The organism is Providencia stuartii (genome assembly GCF_029277985.1).
Lineage (GTDB): Bacteria > Pseudomonadota > Gammaproteobacteria > Enterobacterales > Enterobacteriaceae > Providencia > Providencia zhejiangensis.
The window spans coordinates 956,390-978,453 of record NZ_CP119546.1 but is presented as its reverse complement, the minus strand read 5'-3'; the positions used below and the strand labels follow the sequence as shown (position 1 = coordinate 978,453).

Here is a 22,064-nt window from a genome sequence, read left to right as displayed (position 1 = left end):
AAGCATGATGCCAGCTGCGTTCGATAGACAGATTCCTCGCTACTTAATTCCATTATTAGGTTCATTAGTAGCATTTGGACCATTATCGATAGATATGTATCTGCCCGCATTACCGCAAATGGGGAATGATCTCCATGCGACTCAAGGACAGATGCAATATACGCTCGGCGCTTTTTTTGCAGGCTTCTGTATTGGTATGCTGTTTTATGGGCCACTCAGTGATCTTCTCGGTCGTCGTAAGATGCTGTTAAGTGGCCTCATTATTTTTACACTCGCGAGTTTACTCTGTGCGCAAGCTTCATCGGCTAATACCTTAATTGCATTCCGTGCATTACAAGCCTTTGGAAGTGGAGCCGCCATTGTCATGGCTCGAGCGATCGCAAGAGATGTTTATCCTACGGCTGAACTCCCTAAAGTCTTGTCGCTGATGACGCTAGTCACCATGATCGCCCCGCTGCTAGCGCCGCTACTCGGTGGTTTTTTATTAATTCACTATCAATGGCAAGTGATCTTCTATCTTCTTGCGCTGATAGGACTTTGTTCCACTTGTTGTATTTTTTTCTTACTCCCTGAAACACTGCCGCATCAAGAGGCATCTCAAAACTTACTCCGCGTTGCATTCCATAATTATGCGCAAGTGCTGAGTGACAGAGAAGCGCTAAGCATTATTGGCACTATGGCTTTCTCTTTTGCAGGCATGTTCGCTTTTATTAGTGGATCCCCTTTTGTCTATATTAATTATTTTGGGGTCTCGGAACAGCATTACGGCTTATTATTTGGCTGTAATATTCTCGGCATGATAGCGGTATTACTGCTGAATGTAAGATTACTCAAGGTTTACAGTTTAACTCGCATACTCTGTCTACAAAGTGGAGCTCAATTGCTGTTTGGGTTATTTCTACTCATTTTCTACCAGCAAAGCCTGCCTATTATTGTTATTCTGGTCGTGCTGTTCTTATCGATGGTGAATGCTATCGGTACAAACAGTTTGTCACTGTTATTGCAGCATCGAGGAAAGATTGCTGGCAGCGCCAGTGCTCTTGCTATTTCAATACAATTTGCATTGGCGGCGCTAGCGAGTGTTGCTGTTTCTGTTCTACAGGATGAATCCCCATTTGCTATGGCGCTGGTTATGGCTGTCTGTGCCGGATTAAGTTTCACAAGCCAACGTTTTTCGGCCAAAAATGTCCGCTCACAGTTAATATCAGTGCCTTCGGAGAAAAAAGAAAAATGAGTATTAATGTCAATTCTACCTTATTCCGCCAGCAGGCTTACATCAACGGTCAATGGGTTAATGCCAGCGATAATAGCCAATTCGATGTCACTAACCCAGCAAACGGTGAAATCATTGCAAAAGTCAGTAATGTAGGCGCAGCGGAAACCCAACAAGCCATTGATGCCGCTGAAAAAGCCCTGCCAGCATGGCGAGCTAAAAGCGCCAAAGAACGTAGCCAAATTCTGAATAAATGGTTCCAATTGATGATGGATAATCAAAAAGAACTTGCTGAATTACTTAGCTGGGAGCAAGGCAAATCCCTCACTGAATCAATGGGTGAAATTGCCTATGGTGCAAGCTTTATTGAATGGTTCGCTGAGGAAGGTAAACGCGTTTATGGTGAAACCATTCCATCACCACTACCCGGTCGCCGTTTAGTCACGATTAAACAACCCGTTGGTGTGGTCGCCGCGATAACGCCATGGAACTTCCCAAATGCCATGATCACTCGTAAAGTCGGCCCAGCACTGGCAGCGGGTTGTACTATGGTACTTAAACCTGCCGCTGAAACACCGTTATCTGCATTAGCGCTAGCTGCACTCGGTGAGGAAGCCGGTATCCCTGCTGGGGTGTTTAATATTGTTCCTGGTACTGATGCAAAAGCCATTGGTGGGGTTTTGACATCCAGTCCAATCGTTCGCAAATTAACGTTCACGGGTTCAACCCGCGTAGGTAAGTTGTTGATGGCACAATGTGCCGATACCGTCAAAAAACTTTCATTAGAACTCGGTGGAAATGCGCCTTTCATTGTCTTTGATGACGCTGATCTAGATGCCGCTGTACAAGGCGCGTTAGCCGCTAAATTCCGTAATAGTGGACAAACTTGTGTCTGTGCTAACCGTATCTTAGTCCAAGAAGGCATTTATGATGAGTTTGCCAAACGCCTCGCAAAAGCTGTCAATGAGCTGAAAATAGGCCCAGCCAATCAAGCCGATTCACAGCAAGGCCCTCTGATTAATCAAGCGGCTGTCGATAAGGTGACTGAACACATTGCCGATGCCGTCTCGAAAGGTGCTCGTGTACTCACAGGCGGAAAACCGGCATCACTAGGCGGTTTATTCTTTGAACCCACTGTATTAGCTGATGTCACTGAAGCCATGGTCGTCGCCAAAGAAGAAACTTTTGGGCCTTTAGCACCATTGTTTAAGTTCCGCGATGAGCAAGACGCTATTGATTTAGCAAATGATACCGAATTTGGCCTAGCCTCTTATTTCTATTCTAGAGATATCGGCCGTATCTACCGTGTTGCAGAAGCACTGGAAAGCGGCATGGTCGGTATTAATGAAGGCATTATTTCAAATGAAGTTGCCCCATTTGGTGGCATTAAGCAGTCAGGACTGGGGCGTGAAGGTTCACGTTACGGAATTGAAGACTATCTGGAAGTGAAATATCTCTGCTTTGGTGGGCTGTCGACTAACTAATTGAATTTTGACAGATTACCGCACTGCCATAAGGGCAGTGCGGGTTAGAAAGCGCCCTACATTGCTTGCGTGGTAAGCAGAGTTCAACAGGAGCAATACTCGCATGTTACAAAAAGATATCATATCGCAAGTTGCACAGCGACTTAATCAGGCTGAGAAAACACGTGAACAGATCCGTCAGATATCATTGGATCACCCACAAATAACGATTGAAGATGCTTATGCGATTCAACGTGAGTGGGTTGGCTTAAAAATCGCTGAAGGACGTTCTCTAAAAGGCCATAAAATCGGCTTAACATCTAAAGCGATGCAGGCTAGCTCTCAGATTGATGAGCCAGACTACGGTGCACTTCTTGATGATATGTTTTTTGACGATGGCTGTGAAATTCCAACCGATCGCTTTATTGTTCCACGTATTGAGGTTGAATTAGCTTTCGTTTTAGCGAAACCATTAAGTGGACCCAATTGTACGCTGTTTGATGTTTATAACGCCACAGACTATGTCATACCGGCTCTGGAGCTGATTGATGCTCGCTGCCATGGTATTGACCCTGAAACAAAACGCCCACGCAAAGTGTTTGATACGATCTCAGATAACGCAGCAAATGCCGCGGTCATCTTAGGGGGCAGACCGATCAAACCACGTGATCTCGATTTACGTTGGATCAGCGCGTTACTCTATCGTAACGGTGTCATTGAAGAATCCGGTGTCGCTGCCGCAGTACTGAACCATCCAGCAAATGGTGTGGCTTGGCTGGCGAATAAATTGGCTCCGCATAATGTGCAACTTGAAGCAGGACAAATCATTCTAGGTGGTTCATTTACTCGCCCAGTGCCTGCTCGTAAAGGGGATGTATTTCATGTGGATTATGGTGTGATGGGTTCTGTTAGTTGCCGATTTGTCTAAGGAGATACCGTGGATATCCTACAAAATTCATTTAAACATGCCCTAAAAGAAGGTCGACCACAAATTGGCTTATGGCTGGGATTATGCAGTTCATACAGTGCAGAGCTTGTTGCGGGAGCTGGCTTCGACTGGCTGCTGATTGATGGTGAACACGCACCTAATAATGTGCAAACCATCTTAACTCAGTTACAAGCGATTGCCCCTTATCCATCACAACCGGTCGTTCGTCCGCCTTGGAATGATCCGGTGATCATTAAACAGCTATTAGATATTGGTGCACAGACGTTATTACTGCCAATGGTACAGAATGCGGAGCAAGCCAAGCAAGCTGTGCGTGCAACACGCTACCCGCCTGCTGGGATCCGTGGCGTTGGCAGTGCTTTAGCACGGGCATCTCGCTGGAATCGTATTCCTGATTACCTGCAACGTGCCAATGATGAGATGTGCGTCATTGTACAGGTTGAAACTCGTGAAGCGATCAATAACCTGTCAGAAATTTTGCAAGTTGAAGGCATTGATGGTGTCTTTATCGGCCCTGCTGATCTTAGCGCTGATATGGGCTATTCAGGTAATCCAAACCACCCTGATGTTAAAGCTGTGATCGAAAAAGCGATCGTACAAATTCGCGCAGCGGGCATTGCACCCGGTATTTTAATGGCAGCACCTGATGTTGCTGAACATTATTTAAAATTAGGTGCACTATTTGTTGCGGTGGGTGTTGATACAACATTGTTAGCTCGTGGTGCAGAAGCACTCGCAGCTCGCTTTGGCAATACCGTTACTGAGGTTACATCCAATACACCAAGCGTGTATTAATGAGTGCTAATACAGTAGTAAAGACTTCTTATGTCATTTTATTGATGTAATTTTTATTACCCTACAAATACACAATAAATGGCATAAGAAAAACAACATTAACAACCAATGTGCCGACAGGGCAGACATATTTAATGGCTGCCTCAGAGCCTTTTGTACCCATAACAGCATAAAATGCATATAAATGAGGGATTTACAAATGAGCAAATTATCCAACGTTGCTGAACCAAACCCTGCTGAGCAGCATAAGAATTTGACTGAGCCACAACAACGCGTTATTAAAAAGTTATTCCGTCGATTGATTGTATTTTTATTCGTACTCTTTGTTTTCTCTTTCCTCGATCGTATTAATATTGGTTTTGCTGGCTTAACCATGGGGAAAGATATTGGCCTAACATCCACCATGTTTGGTCTTGCAGCCACACTGTTTTATGCAACCTATGTCATATTTGGCATCCCAAGTAATATTATGTTGGGTATTGTCGGTGCACGTCGTTGGATCGCAACCATTATGGTGCTGTGGGGGATCGCATCAACAGCCACCATGTTTGCAACCGGACCGACAAGTCTCTATATCCTACGAATGCTAGTAGGGGTGGCTGAAGCAGGCTTCTTACCGGGTATTCTGGTCTATCTAACCTACTGGTTCCCTGCTTACTTCCGTGCGCGAGCGAACGCCTTATTCATGGTCGCAATGCCTGTCACAATGGCATTTGGCTCCCTTGCATCTGGCTATATTCTCGAAATGGATGGCATCTTTGACCTCAAAGGCTGGCAGTGGCTGTTCCTACTAGAAGGTTTCCCATCTGTCATCTTAGGTGTACTTGTTTGGTTCTATCTGGATGATTCACCAGAAAAAGCCAAATGGTTGACCAAAGAAGACAAAGAAAGCCTCCAAGAGATGATGGAACAAGATAAGTTAGAGCTTATCCAACCACATGGTTCAAAAAGCCATACTGCATTGCAAAATAAAAGCTTATGGAGAGAGATTTTTACGCCTGTCGTTCTGATGTACACTGTGGCTTATTTCTGCCTGACGAATACACTCAGCGCAATTAATATCTGGACACCACAAATTATGCAGAGCTTTAACGAAGGTAGTAGTAATGCCATGATCGGCTTACTTACTGCGATTCCTCAGTTCTGTACCATATTGGGAATGATTTATTGGAGTCGGCGCTCTGATAGGTTACAAGAGCGTAAAATGCACACGGCACTTCCTTACCTATTTGCCGCAGCAGGTTGGGTATTGGCAGCCTTAACGCATCATCCCGTCATTCAACTTATTGGTATCATCATGGCATCGACGGGGTCATTTACAGCTATGGCAGTATTCTGGACAACCCCAGATCAATCTATTAGTTTACGCGCGCGTGCTGTTGGTATTGCCGTTATTAACGCGACAGGTAATATTGGTTCCGCGGTTAGCCCACTCTTAATCGGTTGGTTGAAGGATCAAACAGGTAGCTTCAACTCCGGACTCTATTTTGTCGCGGGTTTACTGGTAATCGGAGCTATACTGGTAGTATTGATACCAATGAAAAATTCACGCCCTAGAGCAACACCTTAATATTTAAGATAACGAAAAAGATTAGAGCCGCGCGATGATACCGTGCGGCTCTAATTGAACAGAACAATGGGAGAACATGGTCGTGTCATCATTAATAACTAATATCGATATCAGCAAAGATTATGATGAGACACAAGGGAATGATGATGTTCATTACCAAACATTCGGTAATATGGCGGCGTTTTTTGGCCGCGATATGCAAGCTCACCGACATGATGGCTTTTTCCAACTCCATTATCTGGAAACAGGTCATATTACATTACAGCTTGATGAACAACGTTATTCTGTTCAAGCACCATTATTTATTCTCACGCCCCCTTCTGTACCCCATGCTTTTTTTACTCAAGAAGATACTGACGGACATGTGCTTACTGTTAGGCAAGATCTCATAACGCCATTATTAGAGTCCCTCTACCCCGCAAATCCAGATATCGTTGCAATACCAGCGATTTGTTTATCTGTTGCTGATAAACCGGATGATCTAGAAACTTTTCGTCATTACTGGGCATTGATGGCTCGCGAATCCGCAAATAGTTACGCAGGCCGAGACCAAGTCTTATCCTCTTTAGCACAAGCTTTATTTACTTTTCTCTTACGTTCGATCCCACTTGACGATCACCCTATCAGTGGAGTGAGAGGAGAGCATCATCTCTTTCAACGTTTCAATCAACTCATTGACTCACACTACCATGAGCATCTTTCTATTCCTGAATACGCAAATAAACTCGGTGTTACCGAGTCTCGACTCAAAGATATGTGTCGGCGATTCGCTAACCGACCGCCTAAGCGATTAATTTTTGACCGCATATTACGAGAAGCGAAACGCATGCTATTATTTTGTGACAGTCCTGTATCAGAAATTGCTTACCAATTAGGCTTTAAAGATCCCGCCTACTTTGCGCGTTTCTTTAATCGCTTAGTGGGTGATTCACCAAGCCAATGGCGTGATAAAAACATTCATTAGCCAATCCATGACTTAACAAACGAGAAAGATAGATTGTCTATAACAAAAAAATCTTGATATTTTCATTTTATATATATCGTCATAAAAACAATCAAAGATGATTAATAATTAATCTAATATTAAATTATCAATTATTGTCGTATATAAATCATAATTTAGATTTTTTCAATATATATTTTCAGCTATTTTATTTATTCAAAATAGCTATTGATTTTAAAAGAACCAATAAATACTATTTATCCAAATTTCACAATTACATCATATTTAAAAATCAAGTCTCCGAATTCTATAATGTATCTCTATAGATTGTTTACATATTATCAATCAAAGCAATTTATCCAATATTATAACTAAATATTATATCAAAATAAGATGATTTACCTAAAAGACCATGGTAAAAATCATCCATTAAATGAGTAATTGCTTTGGTTATTTTTAGGGTAAGGTTAACTATGTACGATGATCTAAATTCATTAAGCCGCCAACTTAAAATGGATAATTTCGCCTTTCTTGAAATAGAGGAGAAAAATCATTCCAACAATGAGAAAACATTATCAAATATAACGACAAAAAAAGAACCTGTATTATCTGAGAATATAAAAGAGGAAGCCACATCTCTTACTCAAGAAAAAACAGATAGCAATCAGTCCGCACAACCTGAACTTGATCACTTTATGGATTATAAGCATAACTATTATCATAATCCTGTAGCATCAGAGCCACACCTTGAGCGAATAGTTATTCTTAGTGACCTTTTTTCAAGCATTAGCAAGAAATAAAAGACATTAAATATAATATAACTTCATTATGAGTTAGCTATATGCAAAAAATACGCAACCTCTTAATATCTGCATTTTTTATAGTTTTATTTTTTCTATTAATCATTATCCCTCTAGATAGTGATAAGCAATTTATATTAGGTGGAGTTTTGGTTGCATTTATATTTTGTATTGGCAGAATTAAAAACAAAAAAACGCAACTCATGATGATCTTAGTTTCATTACTTTGCACTTCACGTTATGTTTGGTGGAGAGCGACAACAACACTCTATTTTGATTCATATCTAGAATTATTTTTAGGTTCATTGCTATTTATCGCGGAGCTTTATTCACTCACCATTTTATTATTCGGTTATATTCAAACATATTGGCCATTACAAAGAAAAATAGTGCCATTGCCAAAGGATACTTCATTATGGCCAACTGTTGATTTGTTTATCCCTACCTATAATGAACACATTGATATTGTTAAAGATACGGCACTTGCTGCTCAATGCATCGAATACCCTAAAGACAAATTAAATATTTATATATTAGATGATGGAAAACGAAGTGAATTCCGCCAACTCGCAGAGGATATTAATGTTGGTTATATCATCCGTCCTGATAATAGCCATGCAAAAGCAGGAAACCTAAACCACGCATTAACAAAAACCAGCGGTGAACTGATCTGTATTTTTGATTGCGACCATGTTGCAACTCGGGTGTTTTTACAAGCAACTGTAGGTGCCTTCTTAGCAGATGAAAAACTCGCTCTAATACAGACCCCGCATTATTTTTATTCTAAAGATCCTTTTGAACGTAATTTAACAGCAGCCAAAAGAGTCCCACATGAAGGTGCCCTTTTTTATGGGCCAGTACAACAGGGTAATGATAATTGGAATGCTGCGTTCTTTTGTGGTTCATGTGCAGTTATTCGCCGTAGTGCACTCAAAGAGACAAACGGATTTGCAGTTGAAACGGTTACTGAAGATGCTCATACCGCCCTTAAATTACAGCGTAAAGGCTGGAATACGGCATTTTTAAATATTCCACTTTCTGCTGGCTTAGCGACTGAAAGATTAACTTTACATATTAATCAACGTATCCGCTGGGCTAGAGGAATGACACAAATATTTCGTATTGATAATCCACTGCTTGGCAGAGGACTAACATTTGTACAACGCATTTGTTATTTAAACGCAATGCTACATTTCCAATATGGATTACCTAGAGCTATCTTCCTCTTATCGCCACTCGTTTTCATTTTATTTAGCCTAAATATCATTTCATCATCGGCTACTTTAATATTTTCCTACGCCTTACCTCATTTGATCACATCAAACTACGTGAATTCAAAACTGGTTGGTCACTATCGTTATTCATTTTGGGGGGAAATTTATGAAACAGTCATGGCATTTCATTTAATACCACCAACCTTAATGAGTTTAATATCCCCTAAACTGGGCAAATTTAACGTCACAGATAAAGGCGACCTGACAGATAAAAATTACTTTGATCATCGTGCTGTCCGTCCACTGATTATTGTCGCTTTACTCCTATTATCTGGAATTAGTATTGCCTCCTTTAAATGGATTGTAGGTATCTATAAAGACATTGACGATGGCGTCATCATTATCAATCTTACCTGGGCTATTTATAGTTTGCTGATTGTTTTAGCATCAATCTCTGTGGCAAAAGAAACGAAACAATTACGTCGTGCTACTCGGGTTCCAGCATCAATTCCTGTTACTGTATGCTTTGCTGATGGCAGTCATATTGAAACTCACTCAATAGATTTATCCATGAGTGGCGCAAGACTTCATTTACCCCTTGAGCATCACCATAAACGAGGGGTTATCACACAAATTGCAATTGGAATCGGTAAGGAAAGTGCATTAATTCCCATTAAAAAAGCTTGGGTTGACGAGCAAAAACTACGTCTAGAATTTGATCATTTAACCAATACGGTCCGGCGAGATGTTGTACGTGTTGTTTTAACTCGTGCAGATGCTTGGTTTTCCCCTCTTAGTCCTACTGATAAGCCATTAAGATCGTTTATAGATGTCCTGCAATGCGCATTTGAATTATTTATTATCCGCAGAAATAAAAAAATATTGGATAACTCGATTCTTCTTTCAAAACAGAATAATGAAGAGCGGCAACATGTTTAACTATCTTAAGCTTTTGCTTATCGCCTATACATTACTGACCCATACTACGGCTATTTTTGCTGTAGAACTTAGTGATGAAAATAATAAATTGCCCTCTCAATTAGCATTTTTATTAGATGATAATTTAGCGAATAACACAGAGGCGATTGAGACTACAGCAGAAGAAATTTCATTAAAAAAAATGGGATTAACGCATGGTGTCACTTTAAATGGCGATACTCTGCAATCAGGGATCAGTTTCACGCTCCCTTATGATTTTATTGCAACTCATGCAGAAATGCAGCTCGTCCTTTCCATCGATAGCGCTGAGAATATTGAAAAAGATAACTTACAGGTCACTTTAAATGATCAATCGTTAGGTGCAATACCGCTATCTCAAATTGGCAAAGATGAGGCTATTTTTACTTTTAAAATAGCAAACACGGTTTTATCCTCAAAAAATAACCTTAATTTTCAAATCATTAGTAATGATGACATTATTAACAACGAATGGACATGTCAGCGCCCAGATCTAAAAAATGTAACTCTCAAAATATCACCTTCAAGCATTATGGCGATGCAAGGGATACTCATGAATACACGAAAATCCCTAATGGACTTCCCTCGACCCTTTTTAGATCCGCTAAAAATTAATAAAAACGAACTTGCGTTTGTTTATTCCGCCTCGCCTAATCCAGATATTTTAGCCGCCTCAGCAATCGTTGCTTCTATTTTTGGGATCAAAAGCGAAGAAAAAGAGAATCACTTTCATGTTTATTTGGACCAAATCCCTGAAAAGCATGCTGTTTTATTTACAACAACCAATGAAATGATTGCGGGTTTATCCTTTGCGCATTCCGATGGTCCGCATTTAAAAATTATTGATAATCCTATCAATCAAAAATATAAAATTTTAGTCGTAAGTGGGCGTAATGCAGAAGAGTTACGACAAGCAGCTTACCAGCTTTTCACTGAGGATTTACCCGATGGCGATAGCGACCATTTACACGTTCCCGCTTATCGTTCTAAAAATCGATTAGCTTATGATGCCCCTAATTGGCTCCCACTCAAAAAATCTATTCCTTTTAGCCAAATAATGAAAACGAATGATGCGTTGCAATCTCGACTGTTTTTACTGGAGGAAAAGAATATTACTTTTCAAGTTCCTCCTGATACCTTCATGTTAACGGGGAATAAAATCCCAGTACAAATCAATTATTCTTTCGATAAAAAAAATTGGGTAGATATGAATAATTCGATATTAACAATTGCCCTAAACTATCAATTTTTAAAAAATATTTCTGCTCATAAAAATAGTGTCATTACTGCAATTACTGATTTCTTCGGTCATAATCAAAAAAACAGTACTATGCTCTACCTTGATAACTCAGGTTTGATTGGTGAAAATAAACTCAGCTTTTACTTCAATATTAAGACCGATGAAAATATCGCTTGTGACATTATCAATAATGCGAGTTTTGTTAATCAAATACTCACAAACTCAACTATTGATCTTAGCGATGCATCTCATTTTGGCGAGTTACCTAATACACATTGGTTTTTAAATGGATTATTTCCATACACTAAATATGCAGATCTCTCAGATACCGTTCTGTTATTGAACAGACAACCGGAAAAAGAAGATATTGTTTTAATGTTACAACTCATGGAGAAATCAGGTCGTATTACTGGTTTTCCCGTTAGTCATTTAACTATACTGAGTGATACTCAAAAATCACATAGTAAATTAAAAAATTCAAATATCATTGTTATTGCTAAAATAAAAGACATTCCAGCAGTAACATCGCTCATGAAAGGAACCTCCTATCACTATAGCAATGGAAATCTAAATATTATTTCACCTTCGTTATTCAAAAAAGTAAAACTACTGCTTTTAGGTGAGTGGAAAAATCAATTCGAAATAGTGAGTGATTTTCTATCAAATACTCATCAGTGGCGAGGCATACTCAGTTTTCAATCCCCATGGTCTTCAAATAAAGTTGTGACAATTTTGACTGCAACAAATACAGAACAGTTAAATAAGCTTTATAATGATATCAAAAAATCGGAAAGACAGCCGCTCGATGCGGGTGACATTCTCTTATTCAGTGACGCTGACAGTATTAAAAACTTAAGCATTAATCCATCATTTTTATCTGGAGAACTTCCTCCGCATAGATTAGTTCTATGGTTTTTTAGCCAACATTTATTCTTATTAATGGTTATATTGTTTAGTTCATTATTATTCATTAGCTTATATTTATATAATAAATTTAAACAACATGAATCCAAACGTCTGACAAAGGTGAAAAGGGAATATGAAAGTTAATTTATTAATAAACACACTTATCACTTTGTTATGTGGAACATATTCATTATCAATATTGGCTAATTCATTAGAAAATGAAGTCGCCATCAAAATGCTTTTAGAAAAAGCAAATTATTGGCATAGCAAATCGAATTATCCTCTTGCTTACGATGCTTTATACAAAGTTTTTGCCATTGAACAATATAACATCGAGGCATTATATTTAATGTCCCATTACAAAATTCAACAGGGAAAAAAACAAGAAGCTATCCTCTGGATCAATAAATTAAAAAATATTCTCCGAATGATCAGAGAATAGTCAAGCTCATGCGCCTCGATCCCCATAAAGATATCTCGCCTGAATCCTTACAACAGGCTCGTGAATGGGCGAAAAATGGTCATATCAAGCAAGCTATACAAGCTTACGATAAGCTATTTGCCAATCATCCACCTACTGGTGATCTTGCATTAGAATACTATGAAACACTCGCTGGCAGTAAAGCGCATTTAGATAAAGCGATTTTAGCATTAACCGAAAGAGTACAGCACTCCCCTTCTGATTTTAAAGCGCAACGTATTCTAGCGACTGTATTAACCTATCAGGAAAAAACACGACGCGAAGGAATACAAAAACTCTTTCAAATTGAAAATAAAAATGAAGTTGTGATTCATTCACTTAAGCAGGCTCTACTTTGGCTGCAACCTAATGAACAGGATTTACCCCTGTATCAGAATTTTATTAGTTTATCGCCAAAGGATGATAGCGTAATGGAGTATTATCACAGTCGTGTTGGAAATAACGAGACCCTTTCAGGATTTTCCTTACTAAATAAAGGGCACATTGCTCAAGCTAAACAGAAATTTACCGCTGTTTTGATGAAGGATCCTAAAAAAGTTGATGCTATCGCAGGACTTGGTTACGTGGCATTACATCAAAAAGATTACCAACAAGCAGAAAAACTACTGACTGAAGCGGCAAATAACACAAAAGAACATAAGAAAACACAATGGCTAAAAGATGCTCAAAATATGGGCTATTATTCAGCAATCGATACTGTGAAACAATTAATACGCAGTAAGCAGTATGATAAGGCATTGATATTAATCAATGAAACTCATGCCAGTGATACACAACAACTCATCACCCTTGATTTATTTCGCGGACAACTTTATCGAGCAAAAAAAGATTATTCCAGTGCAGAATCACTGTATCAGCAGCTTGATAAAAAATACCCTAATAACAAATTAATAAAAGAGCAGTTAATTTGGGTGTTTGCAGAGCAAAAAAAATATGCTGAATTTGAACAATTACTACAGTCATTACCGCCTGCTGAGCGTCATGCTTACCAACAAAAAATAGATACCAGTGAACAACACCGACAAAGTGCGGCAAAGGCGCTCGATAACGGTTTAATCAGTGAGGCTGAACATATTCTTAAGAACGCCCTTGTGAAAGCACCTCAAAATGCTTGGCTAACCTTAGACTATGCTCGAGTGTTAATGAAAAAAGGTGAGCTCGAAAAAGCCAATGCCATGATGAATAATCTAGTTGCTAACTATCCGTCAGCAGCAACTTGGCATAGCGCTCTCATTTGGGAATCTGAACAGAACCAGTGGAATAATGTACTCATTTTAATTAATAAAATTCCGACTGAATTTCAGAGCGATGAAATCATCACACTCAAAAAACGGGCTACATTAAATAAGCAAATCGATATTGCTCAACATTACATTGATAATGGCAACTATAATGCCGCTTTAAATACATTGAGACATAATATCAATACATTACCAGATAATCCCAGTGATATTGGCCGTCTTGCTCAGCTATATATGGATGCCGGCGACAGCCAACAAGCCGTTAATATTATTCGTCAAAATTTATCGGCAACCCCCCAGGGAAACTTAAAAGATTATACACAGCAGATTCTTATTTTACGTCGCTTAGGTTACTACTCTGAAGCAGAAAGCTTAATGAATACCCCTGCTTTACTGAGTGCGATGAGTGAAAAAGAAATCAGCAATATCAGAATAAGCTATCTCAGTGAACAAGCGGACTCATTTCGTGAAAATGGCTATTTGAATGAAGCTTGGCAAATATTAGCACCAGAAATAAAAAATGACCCTAATAACAGCAAGTTACTCCTAAGTACAGCGCGTATTTATCAAGCCAATGGCCAATCAGACCAAGCAACCGATATTTATCGCTATATTTTGTCCATTTCCCCCAAAAACCAAGAAGCATTAATTGGTTTAGTCAACTTAGCAATTAGCAATAAAAACATTACAGAAGCGAAGAAATACTTTGCTGATATCAAGCCGACGGACCATACCGATTATATCGTTCTATCTGCACGTCTCGCGCAACTTACAGGGGATAATAACCAAGCTATAAAATTATTAAAAACCGCACAATGGGGATTAGTTCAACCACAAAAAAATCTCACTTATTTGCCTATCAATCATCCCTTATCTGGGGAAATGCAGACTTATCGCTATCAAAATAATCGGCAAAAAGAGCAACTCAATCACATCGAAACGTTGTTGGCAGATTTGCGGCAAAAAACATCTGTATCGATAAATAGTGAAGTACAGTTTACCCGTCATTCAGGGGAGTCGGGGCTAAGTCAATTAACTGAGCTCAAAGAAACAGTCACACTCTCACTACCATTATTTGATGATGTGAAATTAGCGCTAAATGTTTCGCCCTCGATGATGAGCTCAGGTAAAACCCCCGCAGAAAATGCCAGTCTCGTGGGGAGTGGTGCTTTGACGCGTGCGAATAGACGTAGCTTGGTAGAAAGTGATTTGCGAAATGATTTACATGCCGATGAGATTAATGAGCGTGCAATACAAGGCTTAGAATCAAGCATGATGCTCAAAGGTGATAACTTCCAATTCGATTTCGGGCATACCAATAGCGATGGCGTAATTGTTTCTTTGGTGGGTGGGGCAGAATGGATGCTCGAAACGTCACCAAACAGTCGATTAACTTTTGGTGCAGAGCGAAGAGCCGTTACAGACAGTCTCCTTTCCTATAGTGGACTCATAGATAGCACAACAGGGAGAAAGTGGGGAGCAGTCACCCGTAACGCCGTTTCAACACAATATGCTTGGGATGACAGCCAATATGGTGCATATGCAAAAGTGGCCATTAATAAATATATTGGTACACAAGTGCCTAATAACCAATCCATTGATTTAAATACGGGCACTTACATTTATGGCATAAATAAAAAGGATAAATCATTAAAGTTTGGCGCGAACGTTCATTATATGGGATTTGATAAAAACCTAAATCACTATACCTTAGGGCAAGCAGGTTACTTTAGTCCTCAAAGATATATTGCGATTTCTTTACCCGTTTCTTATGAACAAACGATAGATAAATTATCATTAAAATTAAACTCTACATTAGGCTATCAATCATATTCTTCTAATAGCGCGGATTATTATCCCACTGATAAGCGATATCAGGCAGAGTTAAAAAATTATTCTCAGAATGATGAATATATAGATTACGTATATGAAAAATCCAGTGAAAAAGGATTCAGTTACTCCATTAATTTTGACACTAATTATAAAGTTTCACCATCGTCATTTATCGGCGCTAATGTAAGCTACAATACTTTTGGTAATTACAACGAAACAAAAGCAAATATTTACTTTAAATATTTATTCGACAACGATATACTAGGAAAATAAAAATGATCTTTGACCAAGATAGTTATCTACAGCGCGGTTATAAGACAGGCTGGCATGATTTAATTAATTTTTTATTTATTGAATTTTCATCTGGAGAAACCAATGAAGGTTGTAAAACATTAAGAAAAATAGGACAACAACTTGGTGAGTTACATACTATTGAAAACTCAAATACATTAAGTCAGCTTGAGAAAAACATTAATACTGTTTTAGAGATGTTTAATTGGGGCTTTGTGAAGATGGCCCCCGCAAATAGCGAGTTATTAATTATGCATTGTGCATGGCCTCATGCACCAACATCTGTAAATAAAAAATGGCGAAGAGCTAGTGCTAGCATTTTAGAAGGGCTTTATACTCAGTGGTTAATAACCCAAGGTGGTAATAAATCAGTTCCCGTTTTATGGAATGAAAATGCCACTGAGGATATATTTATATTTCGTTATGCTTTATTTAAATAAAGAAAAACGCTCATCGTTATGTTTGACATTAAAAAAAACCTATTAGTTAAAAACAAAGCTATTCCATTAAATTCAATCACAAATCAAGCAGTCATGATGCTGCTGATTAATAAATATGGAGAAATAGTTTACGCTAGTGAACTTTTTTTAACGCATAACCACTATACCCATGATGAAATCATGGGATATAAAATAAAAATAAAAACGGACCATCTTATATTAGAAAAGAATAATAGTTATGATATTTTCCGTTATAACGACTTTGAAAAGGAACTGTTTTTTATAAACAAAAACAATAAAAAGCTAGTGTTTATCACGAAATTAATAAAAACAAATATAAAGGGAGATAGCCAATTTAGATATTGCATAACATTCGTTGAAGTGACTAGATTAATAGCGAACAACAATAAATTACTTTTCCAAGTTAATCATGATTCTTTAACAAAGGTACTCAATAGATATGGATTTTATAAAAAGGCAAATGAAAAGATAAAATCAATAAAAAATAACATAGAAAGCTTTTACTTAGCAATTATTGATATTGATGGCTTTAAGCGTGTAAATGATACGTTAGGTCATCAGTACGGTGATTACTTATTAAAGAAAATGGCCACAAATATTAAAAAACTTTTGCCTAGCGACGCCATTTTAGCTCGGCTTGGTGGGGATGAATTTGCATTAATGATTAATAGTCATCAAAATGCCGATTACATCTTTTTAAACCTAGTTAATCGTATGAATTGCTATTCATACCATTACTTAGCCATAAAGATATCCAATATAAGTATTAGTATCGGTGTTGCTCAATATCCACTACATGGGTCCCATTTAAAGGTATTATTGAAAAATGCTGATATTGCTTTATATCAAGCCAAAAAACTAGGAGGCAATCAAACAAAAAAATATCTTTAAACCCGCTATCTAATTATTGCTATTAGAAAGCTAAAAAACTGTGCTCGTTGAGAACCATTTCAACCAGAACAAATTATAATAAATATTTTATTTACTAAGGATTATTTATGTTAAAAGCAGTAATACCTGTTGCGGGTTTAGGTACTCGCATGCTGCCTGCAACAAAAGCAATACCTAAAGAGATGTTACCCCTTGTAGATAAACCTATTATACAGTACATAATAAAAGAATGTTATATGGCCGGTATCAATGAAATTATCTTTGTTACTCATTCATCTAAACATTCCATTGAGAATCATTTTGATACTTGTTTTGAGTTGAAATCATTGTTAGAACAAAAAGGAAAGCAGCAATTATTAAATGAAATCGAGGGCATTTGCCCCAAAAGTATAAAGATAATGCATGTGAGACAAGGCTGTTCAAGTGGCTTAGGACATGCAATATTATGCGCAAAGCCATTGATTGGTGATAACGACTTTATCGTTGTATTGCCCGATGTCATTATTAATGAATATGACTGTAATTATGAATCTGATAATTTACCTGAAATGATTGACCGTTTTTACTCAACAGGCAAAAGTCAGATATTAATTGAGCGAGTCAATATAGAGCATGTGGAAAGTTATGGTATTGTCGATTGTCACCGAAACGGTGACGAGAGTGACCGCTTTCATGATATCTCCGCAATTATAGAAAAACCAAAAAAAGATAATGCTCCATCAAATCTCGCTATTGTTGGTCGTTATATTTTAAGTAAACATATTTGGCCATTATTAGAAAAAACACCTATTGGGGTAAGTGGTGAGATCCAGTTAACAGATGCGCTTTCAATGTTACTGAAAACACACGCGATTGAAGGTTATCATATAAAAGGACGTTCTCATGATTGTGGTGACAAAATGGGGTATATGAAAGCATTCTTTGAATATAGTCGACAGCATCAAACTTTTGGTTATCAGTTTCATCGTTGGATAAAAGATCATGTGGAAGTTATCTAGTTATATGAATATATTCATACGATAACTCTTTTATGAATCAACTAAATCCAATCAGCAGTCTGATTTTCAATTTAACGTGCGAGTATAGATATTACTTTCTATTTTTTTGATAGTTAATTTAAAAACTATATTTTCATAAAATCAGGATTGGATTTTCATCATAAAAGAATAACTAACTTATTAATGATAGAGTTTATTTTTTCTATTAGTGCAAACTATTGCTAATTATAAGAGATATGTTTTGTTACCAGATAAATAAGCACGCCAATGAGTGAAAATCTTGTTTATTATAAAGTAAATAGACTAGCTTGAGATTTCATAATGAATAAGTTTAGTTATCAGTTAAGTCAACAATAATTCATAAAAGTGGTTATCTCATTGTGTCGTTAAGTTAACAACTTTTCATTTAATGTTATTAATGGACTATTTTAAAAAATTCATAAAATAACAAATCATATTTTATTTTAAATGACAGCAGAGGCAAAAAATGAACATTAGAGATCTTGAATATTTAGATGCATTAGGAAAGTTTCTTAACTTTAAAAAGGCCGCACAATACTGCAATGTTGCTCAACCAACACTAAGTATTCAAATCGGAAAGCTTGAACATTATCTAGGGTGTTTTTTATTAGAAAGAACAACACGTCGAGTTAATTTCACACCATTAGGATTACAAATTTTAGAGCACAGTAAAATTATTTTGAAAGAAATAGAGGAAATTAAAAAAATCGCTCAACAATCAACAAACAATAATGTAAAAATATTCCATGTTGGTATTTCTGATTCATTACCAGAGTATTTTATTTCTTATATTACCGAAGCCGTCTTAAGTAGTGATCCTAGCATCAACTTAAACTTAACTATTGATAAATCTGAAGTACTTTTTTCACAATTGGAATCTATGTCTTTAAATTTACTGATTGTTTCATCAACAAAATGCCCTGATAACTTTATCTCAGCTTCATTGATTAATTTTCCCGTGAGCCATCAAATGGCAATTCTTAAAGCAAATAATGAACAGCCAACAAGCATTCTAGGCTCATACTCGGAAATCAAATCTAAAATTTGTTTTAGAAATGGAGATAAAAATATGGATAATTACTTACACATTGGCAACTTAATCAATGAATCTATAGACGCTTTATCGAAAAAGAATCATATCGCCTAACCCCTTTTATTTAAAAGAAGCGTACTTAATATCGAACATGACATTTCGATATTAAGTACGCTTTAACTGAAAATATTCGAATAATTTTTAACCACACATTAGCAACTTTTTGTTAGCCTATTTCGTTATTCTCACTTACCCACTATTCAACAAACAAGCCTATTTGAAATATAGGAAAAGTACTTTTATATCTATTTTATGGGATAAAAGGGAACCTAAGTAGTATAAAATTTTATCAAAAATTAATGTAATTTTTAAATTTATTAAACAATTAATGAATTCTAACTACATGAATATAAAGATAATTATAAAAATAAAGCTTATTTCATTAAGATAAAAAACACTACAATGATCACATTATTATCATAAATCTTCAGTTTCAACGAAAAGTACCAGTGATTCTTTCTAAAATCTCTTTCCTATCTTCAAAGAACAGGCTTCAATTAAGAAACACAAAATAAACATAAAATTAACATAACTTAGATGCCAGCGAACCTATGTACCCAATTATACGCCGGCGCTCTTTGTGAGATAACGAGGTAGACATGAAACCAGAAGATTTTCGCTCAGATGCCAAACGTCCATTCACTGGCCAAGAATACCTAAAAAGCCTGCAAGATGGCCGCGAGATTTATATTTATGGTGAGCGTGTAAAAGATGTCACCACTCATCCTGCATTTCGTAATTCAGCCGCTTCGATAGGACAGTTATATGATGCACTCCATGATAAAGCAACTCATGACCAGCTTTGCTGGGGAACCGACACCGGAAACGGCGGCTATACCCACAAATTCTTCCGCTTCGCCAAAAGTGCCGATGAATTACGCCAACAACGCGATGCAATTGCCGATTGGTCACGCCAAAGCTATGGATGGATGGGACGCACTCCAGACTATAAGGCGGCATTCGCCAGTTGTTTAGGCGCTAACCCTGAGTATTACGGTCAATTTGCTGACAATGCGCGTCATTGGTACAAACGTATTCAAGAAAGTGGGCTGTATTTTAACCATGCGATCGTAAATCCACCTATCGACCGCCATAAACCCGCCGATGAAGTAAAAGATGTCTACATCAAACTGGAAAAAGAAACTGATGCAGGTATCATCGTCAGCGGCGCAAAAGTGGTCGCGACCAACTCGGCTTTGACTCACTATAACTTCATCGGTTTTGGTTCCGCACAAGTTATGGGAGATAACCCTGATTTTGCATTGATGTTTGTCGCGCCAATGGATGCCGATGGAGTGAAACTCATTTCACGCGCATCCTATGAATTAGTTGCAGGTGCAACAGGCGCACCTTTTGACTACCCATTATCAAGTCGTTTTGATGAAAATGATGCGATATTAGTGATGGATCATGTTCTGATCCCTTGGGAAAACGTCTTAATTTATCGTGATTTCGATCGTGCGCGTAATTGGGCTGTACAAGGTGGTTTTGCACGTTTATTCCCATTACAAGCTTGTGTACGTTTAGCTGTCAAACTAGATTTTATCACTGGTTTATTACAAAAAAGCCTTGAATGTACAGGCGTTATCGATTTCCGAGGCGTACAAGCAGACTTAGGTGAAGTGGTTGCATGGCGTAATTTATTCTGGTCACTGACCGATGCAATGACTTCAGAAGCAAAAGCGTGGGAAGGCGGTGCATATTTACCAGATACTCAAGCGATTCAAACGTATCGAGTAATGGCACCAATGGCCTATACAAAAATTAAGAATATCATCGAAAGTAACGTAACGAGTGGTTTGATATATCTACCTTCTAGCGTGAAAGACATGAACAATCCAGAAATTGATAAGTATCTGGCAAAATATGTGCGTGGCTCTAACGGCATGGATCATGTAGAACGTATCAAGATCTTAAAACTCATGTGGGATGCGATTGGTAGTGAGTTCGGTGGACGTCATGAACTGTACGAAATTAACTATGCAGGTAGCCAAGACGAAATTCGTCTGCAATGTCTACGACATGCATATGGTTCAGGTAACATGAAGGCAATGACCGATATGGTTGACCGCTGTCTGTCTGATTACGATCAGCATGGCTGGAAACGCCCACATTTACATAACAACAATGATATTAATCAGTTAGATTCGCTGCTGAAGTAATCGGCAGCAGGAGGTCAATATGTCTTTAGAAAATGAACATCGCCTACGTTTCAGAGATGCGATGGCAAGTCTTGGTGCAGCCGTTAACATTGTCACCACGGATGGTACTGCCGGTTGTTGCGGTATTACGGCAACAGCAGTCTGTTCCGTCACGGACACGCCACCCACTTTGATGGTATGCGTTAACCGCAACAGTGCTATGAATGCGGTCTTTCAAGAAAATGGCCGCCTGTGTGTCAACGTGCTTAACCATGAACAAGAAGAAATGGCTTGCCACTTCGCTGGAATGAAAGGCTCGACGATGGAAGAGCGTTTTGCTTGGAGTGTCTGGGATAGAGGTATTTTGCAGCAACCACTCTTGAAAGATGCTCTAGCGAATCTAGAAGGCGAAATTACCCAAGTGCAAGATATTGGTACGCATTCTGTTTACTTGGTTGAGATAAAGCAGATTATTGTAAGAGAAGAAGGTCATGGGTTAATTTACTTCAAGCGTAAATTCCACCCTGTTATGCACCAAGTACTAGCAGTCACTGCATAACCTT

The 22,064-nt window shown here is 38.0% G+C and carries 17 protein-coding genes; all 17 read left to right on the top strand.

The window, feature by feature from the left end; all coding sequences use genetic code 11:
• The first annotated feature begins 7 nt into the window (after positions 1–7).
• A complete protein-coding gene (locus tag P2E05_RS04185) occupies positions 8–1,234 on the top strand; it encodes a Bcr/CflA family multidrug efflux MFS transporter (RefSeq protein WP_154623386.1) in 1,227 nt (408 codons plus the stop codon).
• A complete protein-coding gene (locus P2E05_RS04180; RefSeq protein WP_276123020.1) occupies positions 1,231–2,697 on the top strand; it encodes an NAD-dependent succinate-semialdehyde dehydrogenase in 1,467 nt (488 codons plus the stop codon). The genes P2E05_RS04185 and P2E05_RS04180 overlap by 4 nt, the downstream gene beginning before the upstream one ends.
• Positions 2,698–2,800: 103 nt before the next feature.
• Positions 2,801–3,604: a 2-oxo-hept-4-ene-1,7-dioate hydratase gene (gene hpaH, locus P2E05_RS04175; protein ID WP_154623384.1), complete on the top strand. Its 804-nt coding sequence runs from the start codon at positions 2,801–2,803 to the stop codon at positions 3,602–3,604.
• Positions 3,605–3,613: 9 nt separating this feature from the next.
• A complete protein-coding gene (gene hpaI, locus P2E05_RS04170) occupies positions 3,614–4,420 on the top strand; it encodes a 4-hydroxy-2-oxoheptanedioate aldolase (RefSeq protein ID WP_163860738.1) in 807 nt (268 codons plus the stop codon).
• Positions 4,421–4,619: 199 nt separating this feature from the next.
• Positions 4,620–5,990 carry a 4-hydroxyphenylacetate permease gene (gene hpaX, locus P2E05_RS04165; protein ID WP_154623383.1) on the top strand — a complete coding sequence of 457 codons (1,371 nt, stop codon included), beginning with the start codon at positions 4,620–4,622 and terminating at the stop codon, positions 5,988–5,990.
• Between the two features lie 76 nt (positions 5,991–6,066).
• The gene (gene hpaA / locus P2E05_RS04160) at positions 6,067–6,954 is read left to right on the top strand and encodes a 4-hydroxyphenylacetate catabolism regulatory protein HpaA (protein WP_154623382.1); all 888 of its coding nucleotides are present in this window, start codon (positions 6,067–6,069) and stop codon (positions 6,952–6,954) included.
• Positions 6,955–7,406: 452 nt separating this feature from the next.
• A complete protein-coding gene (locus P2E05_RS04155; RefSeq protein WP_154635628.1) occupies positions 7,407–7,733 on the top strand; it encodes a hypothetical protein in 327 nt (108 codons plus the stop codon).
• A 41-nt stretch (positions 7,734–7,774) separates the two neighbouring features.
• The gene (gene bcsA, locus P2E05_RS04150) at positions 7,775–9,886 is read left to right on the top strand and encodes a UDP-forming cellulose synthase catalytic subunit (protein ID WP_272657633.1); all 2,112 of its coding nucleotides are present in this window, start codon (positions 7,775–7,777) and stop codon (positions 9,884–9,886) included.
• Positions 9,879–12,194 carry a cellulose biosynthesis cyclic di-GMP-binding regulatory protein BcsB gene (locus tag P2E05_RS04145; protein ID WP_272677632.1) on the top strand — a complete coding sequence of 772 codons (2,316 nt, stop codon included), beginning with the start codon at positions 9,879–9,881 and terminating at the stop codon, positions 12,192–12,194. Before bcsA ends, P2E05_RS04145 begins: the two co-directional genes overlap by 8 nt.
• On the top strand, positions 12,184–12,492 hold the full coding sequence (locus P2E05_RS04140; RefSeq protein ID WP_276123019.1) for a hypothetical protein: 309 nt from the start codon (positions 12,184–12,186) through the stop codon (positions 12,490–12,492). Before P2E05_RS04145 ends, P2E05_RS04140 begins: the two co-directional genes overlap by 11 nt.
• 8 nt (positions 12,493–12,500) lie before the next feature.
• Entirely contained in the window at positions 12,501–15,878 is a 3,378-nt protein-coding gene (locus P2E05_RS04135) for a cellulose synthase subunit BcsC-related outer membrane protein (protein ID WP_276123018.1), read from the top strand.
• 2 nt (positions 15,879–15,880) lie between these two features.
• Positions 15,881–16,336, top strand: coding sequence for a cellulose biosynthesis protein BcsD (gene bcsD, locus P2E05_RS04130; RefSeq protein WP_154622188.1), 456 nt, complete (start codon positions 15,881–15,883; stop codon positions 16,334–16,336).
• A gap of 18 nt (positions 16,337–16,354) precedes the next feature.
• Positions 16,355–17,248 (top strand): GGDEF domain-containing protein, encoded by an 894-nt coding sequence (locus P2E05_RS04125; RefSeq protein ID WP_276123017.1) that lies wholly within the window; start codon positions 16,355–16,357, stop codon positions 17,246–17,248.
• 107 nt (positions 17,249–17,355) lie between these two features.
• A complete protein-coding gene (gene galU / locus P2E05_RS04120) occupies positions 17,356–18,246 on the top strand; it encodes a UTP--glucose-1-phosphate uridylyltransferase GalU (RefSeq protein ID WP_154635623.1) in 891 nt (296 codons plus the stop codon).
• Positions 18,247–18,733: 487 nt separating this feature from the next.
• Positions 18,734–19,414 carry a LysR family transcriptional regulator gene (locus P2E05_RS04115; RefSeq protein ID WP_154635622.1) on the top strand — a complete coding sequence of 227 codons (681 nt, stop codon included), beginning with the start codon at positions 18,734–18,736 and terminating at the stop codon, positions 19,412–19,414.
• Between the two features lie 545 nt (positions 19,415–19,959).
• Positions 19,960–21,522, top strand: a complete 1,563-nt coding sequence (gene hpaB / locus P2E05_RS04110; RefSeq protein WP_154622657.1) for a 4-hydroxyphenylacetate 3-monooxygenase, oxygenase component — start codon at positions 19,960–19,962, stop codon at positions 21,520–21,522.
• Between the two features lie 19 nt (positions 21,523–21,541).
• Positions 21,542–22,060: a 4-hydroxyphenylacetate 3-monooxygenase, reductase component gene (gene hpaC, locus P2E05_RS04105; RefSeq protein WP_154622656.1), complete on the top strand. Its 519-nt coding sequence runs from the start codon at positions 21,542–21,544 to the stop codon at positions 22,058–22,060.
• Positions 22,061–22,064: the final 4 nt, after the last annotated feature.

Excerpts from the sequence above, each read along its gene's own strand:
- hpaB (WP_154622657.1), top strand. The coding sequence starts at position 19,960 with ATGAAACCAGAAGATTTTCGCTCAGATGCCAAACGTCCATTCACTGGC.
- P2E05_RS04125 (WP_276123017.1), top strand. The coding sequence starts at position 16,355 with ATGTTTGACATTAAAAAAAACCTATTAGTTAAAAACAAAGCTATTCCA.
- hpaH (WP_154623384.1), top strand. The coding sequence starts at position 2,801 with ATGTTACAAAAAGATATCATATCGCAAGTTGCACAGCGACTTAATCAG.
- P2E05_RS04135 (WP_276123018.1), top strand. The coding sequence starts at position 12,501 with ATGCGCCTCGATCCCCATAAAGATATCTCGCCTGAATCCTTACAACAG.
- P2E05_RS04155 (WP_154635628.1), top strand. The coding sequence starts at position 7,407 with ATGTACGATGATCTAAATTCATTAAGCCGCCAACTTAAAATGGATAAT.
- hpaA (WP_154623382.1), top strand. The coding sequence starts at position 6,067 with ATGGTCGTGTCATCATTAATAACTAATATCGATATCAGCAAAGATTAT.
- galU (WP_154635623.1), top strand. The coding sequence starts at position 17,356 with ATGTTAAAAGCAGTAATACCTGTTGCGGGTTTAGGTACTCGCATGCTG.
- hpaC (WP_154622656.1), top strand. The coding sequence starts at position 21,542 with ATGTCTTTAGAAAATGAACATCGCCTACGTTTCAGAGATGCGATGGCA.
- hpaX (WP_154623383.1), top strand. The coding sequence starts at position 4,620 with ATGAGCAAATTATCCAACGTTGCTGAACCAAACCCTGCTGAGCAGCAT.
- bcsA (WP_272657633.1), top strand. The coding sequence starts at position 7,775 with ATGCAAAAAATACGCAACCTCTTAATATCTGCATTTTTTATAGTTTTA.
- P2E05_RS04115 (WP_154635622.1), top strand. The coding sequence starts at position 18,734 with ATGAACATTAGAGATCTTGAATATTTAGATGCATTAGGAAAGTTTCTT.
- P2E05_RS04185 (WP_154623386.1), top strand. The coding sequence starts at position 8 with ATGCCAGCTGCGTTCGATAGACAGATTCCTCGCTACTTAATTCCATTA.
- P2E05_RS04180 (WP_276123020.1), top strand. The coding sequence starts at position 1,231 with ATGAGTATTAATGTCAATTCTACCTTATTCCGCCAGCAGGCTTACATC.
- P2E05_RS04145 (WP_272677632.1), top strand. The coding sequence starts at position 9,879 with ATGTTTAACTATCTTAAGCTTTTGCTTATCGCCTATACATTACTGACC.
- P2E05_RS04140 (WP_276123019.1), top strand. The coding sequence starts at position 12,184 with ATGAAAGTTAATTTATTAATAAACACACTTATCACTTTGTTATGTGGA.
- bcsD (WP_154622188.1), top strand. The coding sequence starts at position 15,881 with ATGATCTTTGACCAAGATAGTTATCTACAGCGCGGTTATAAGACAGGC.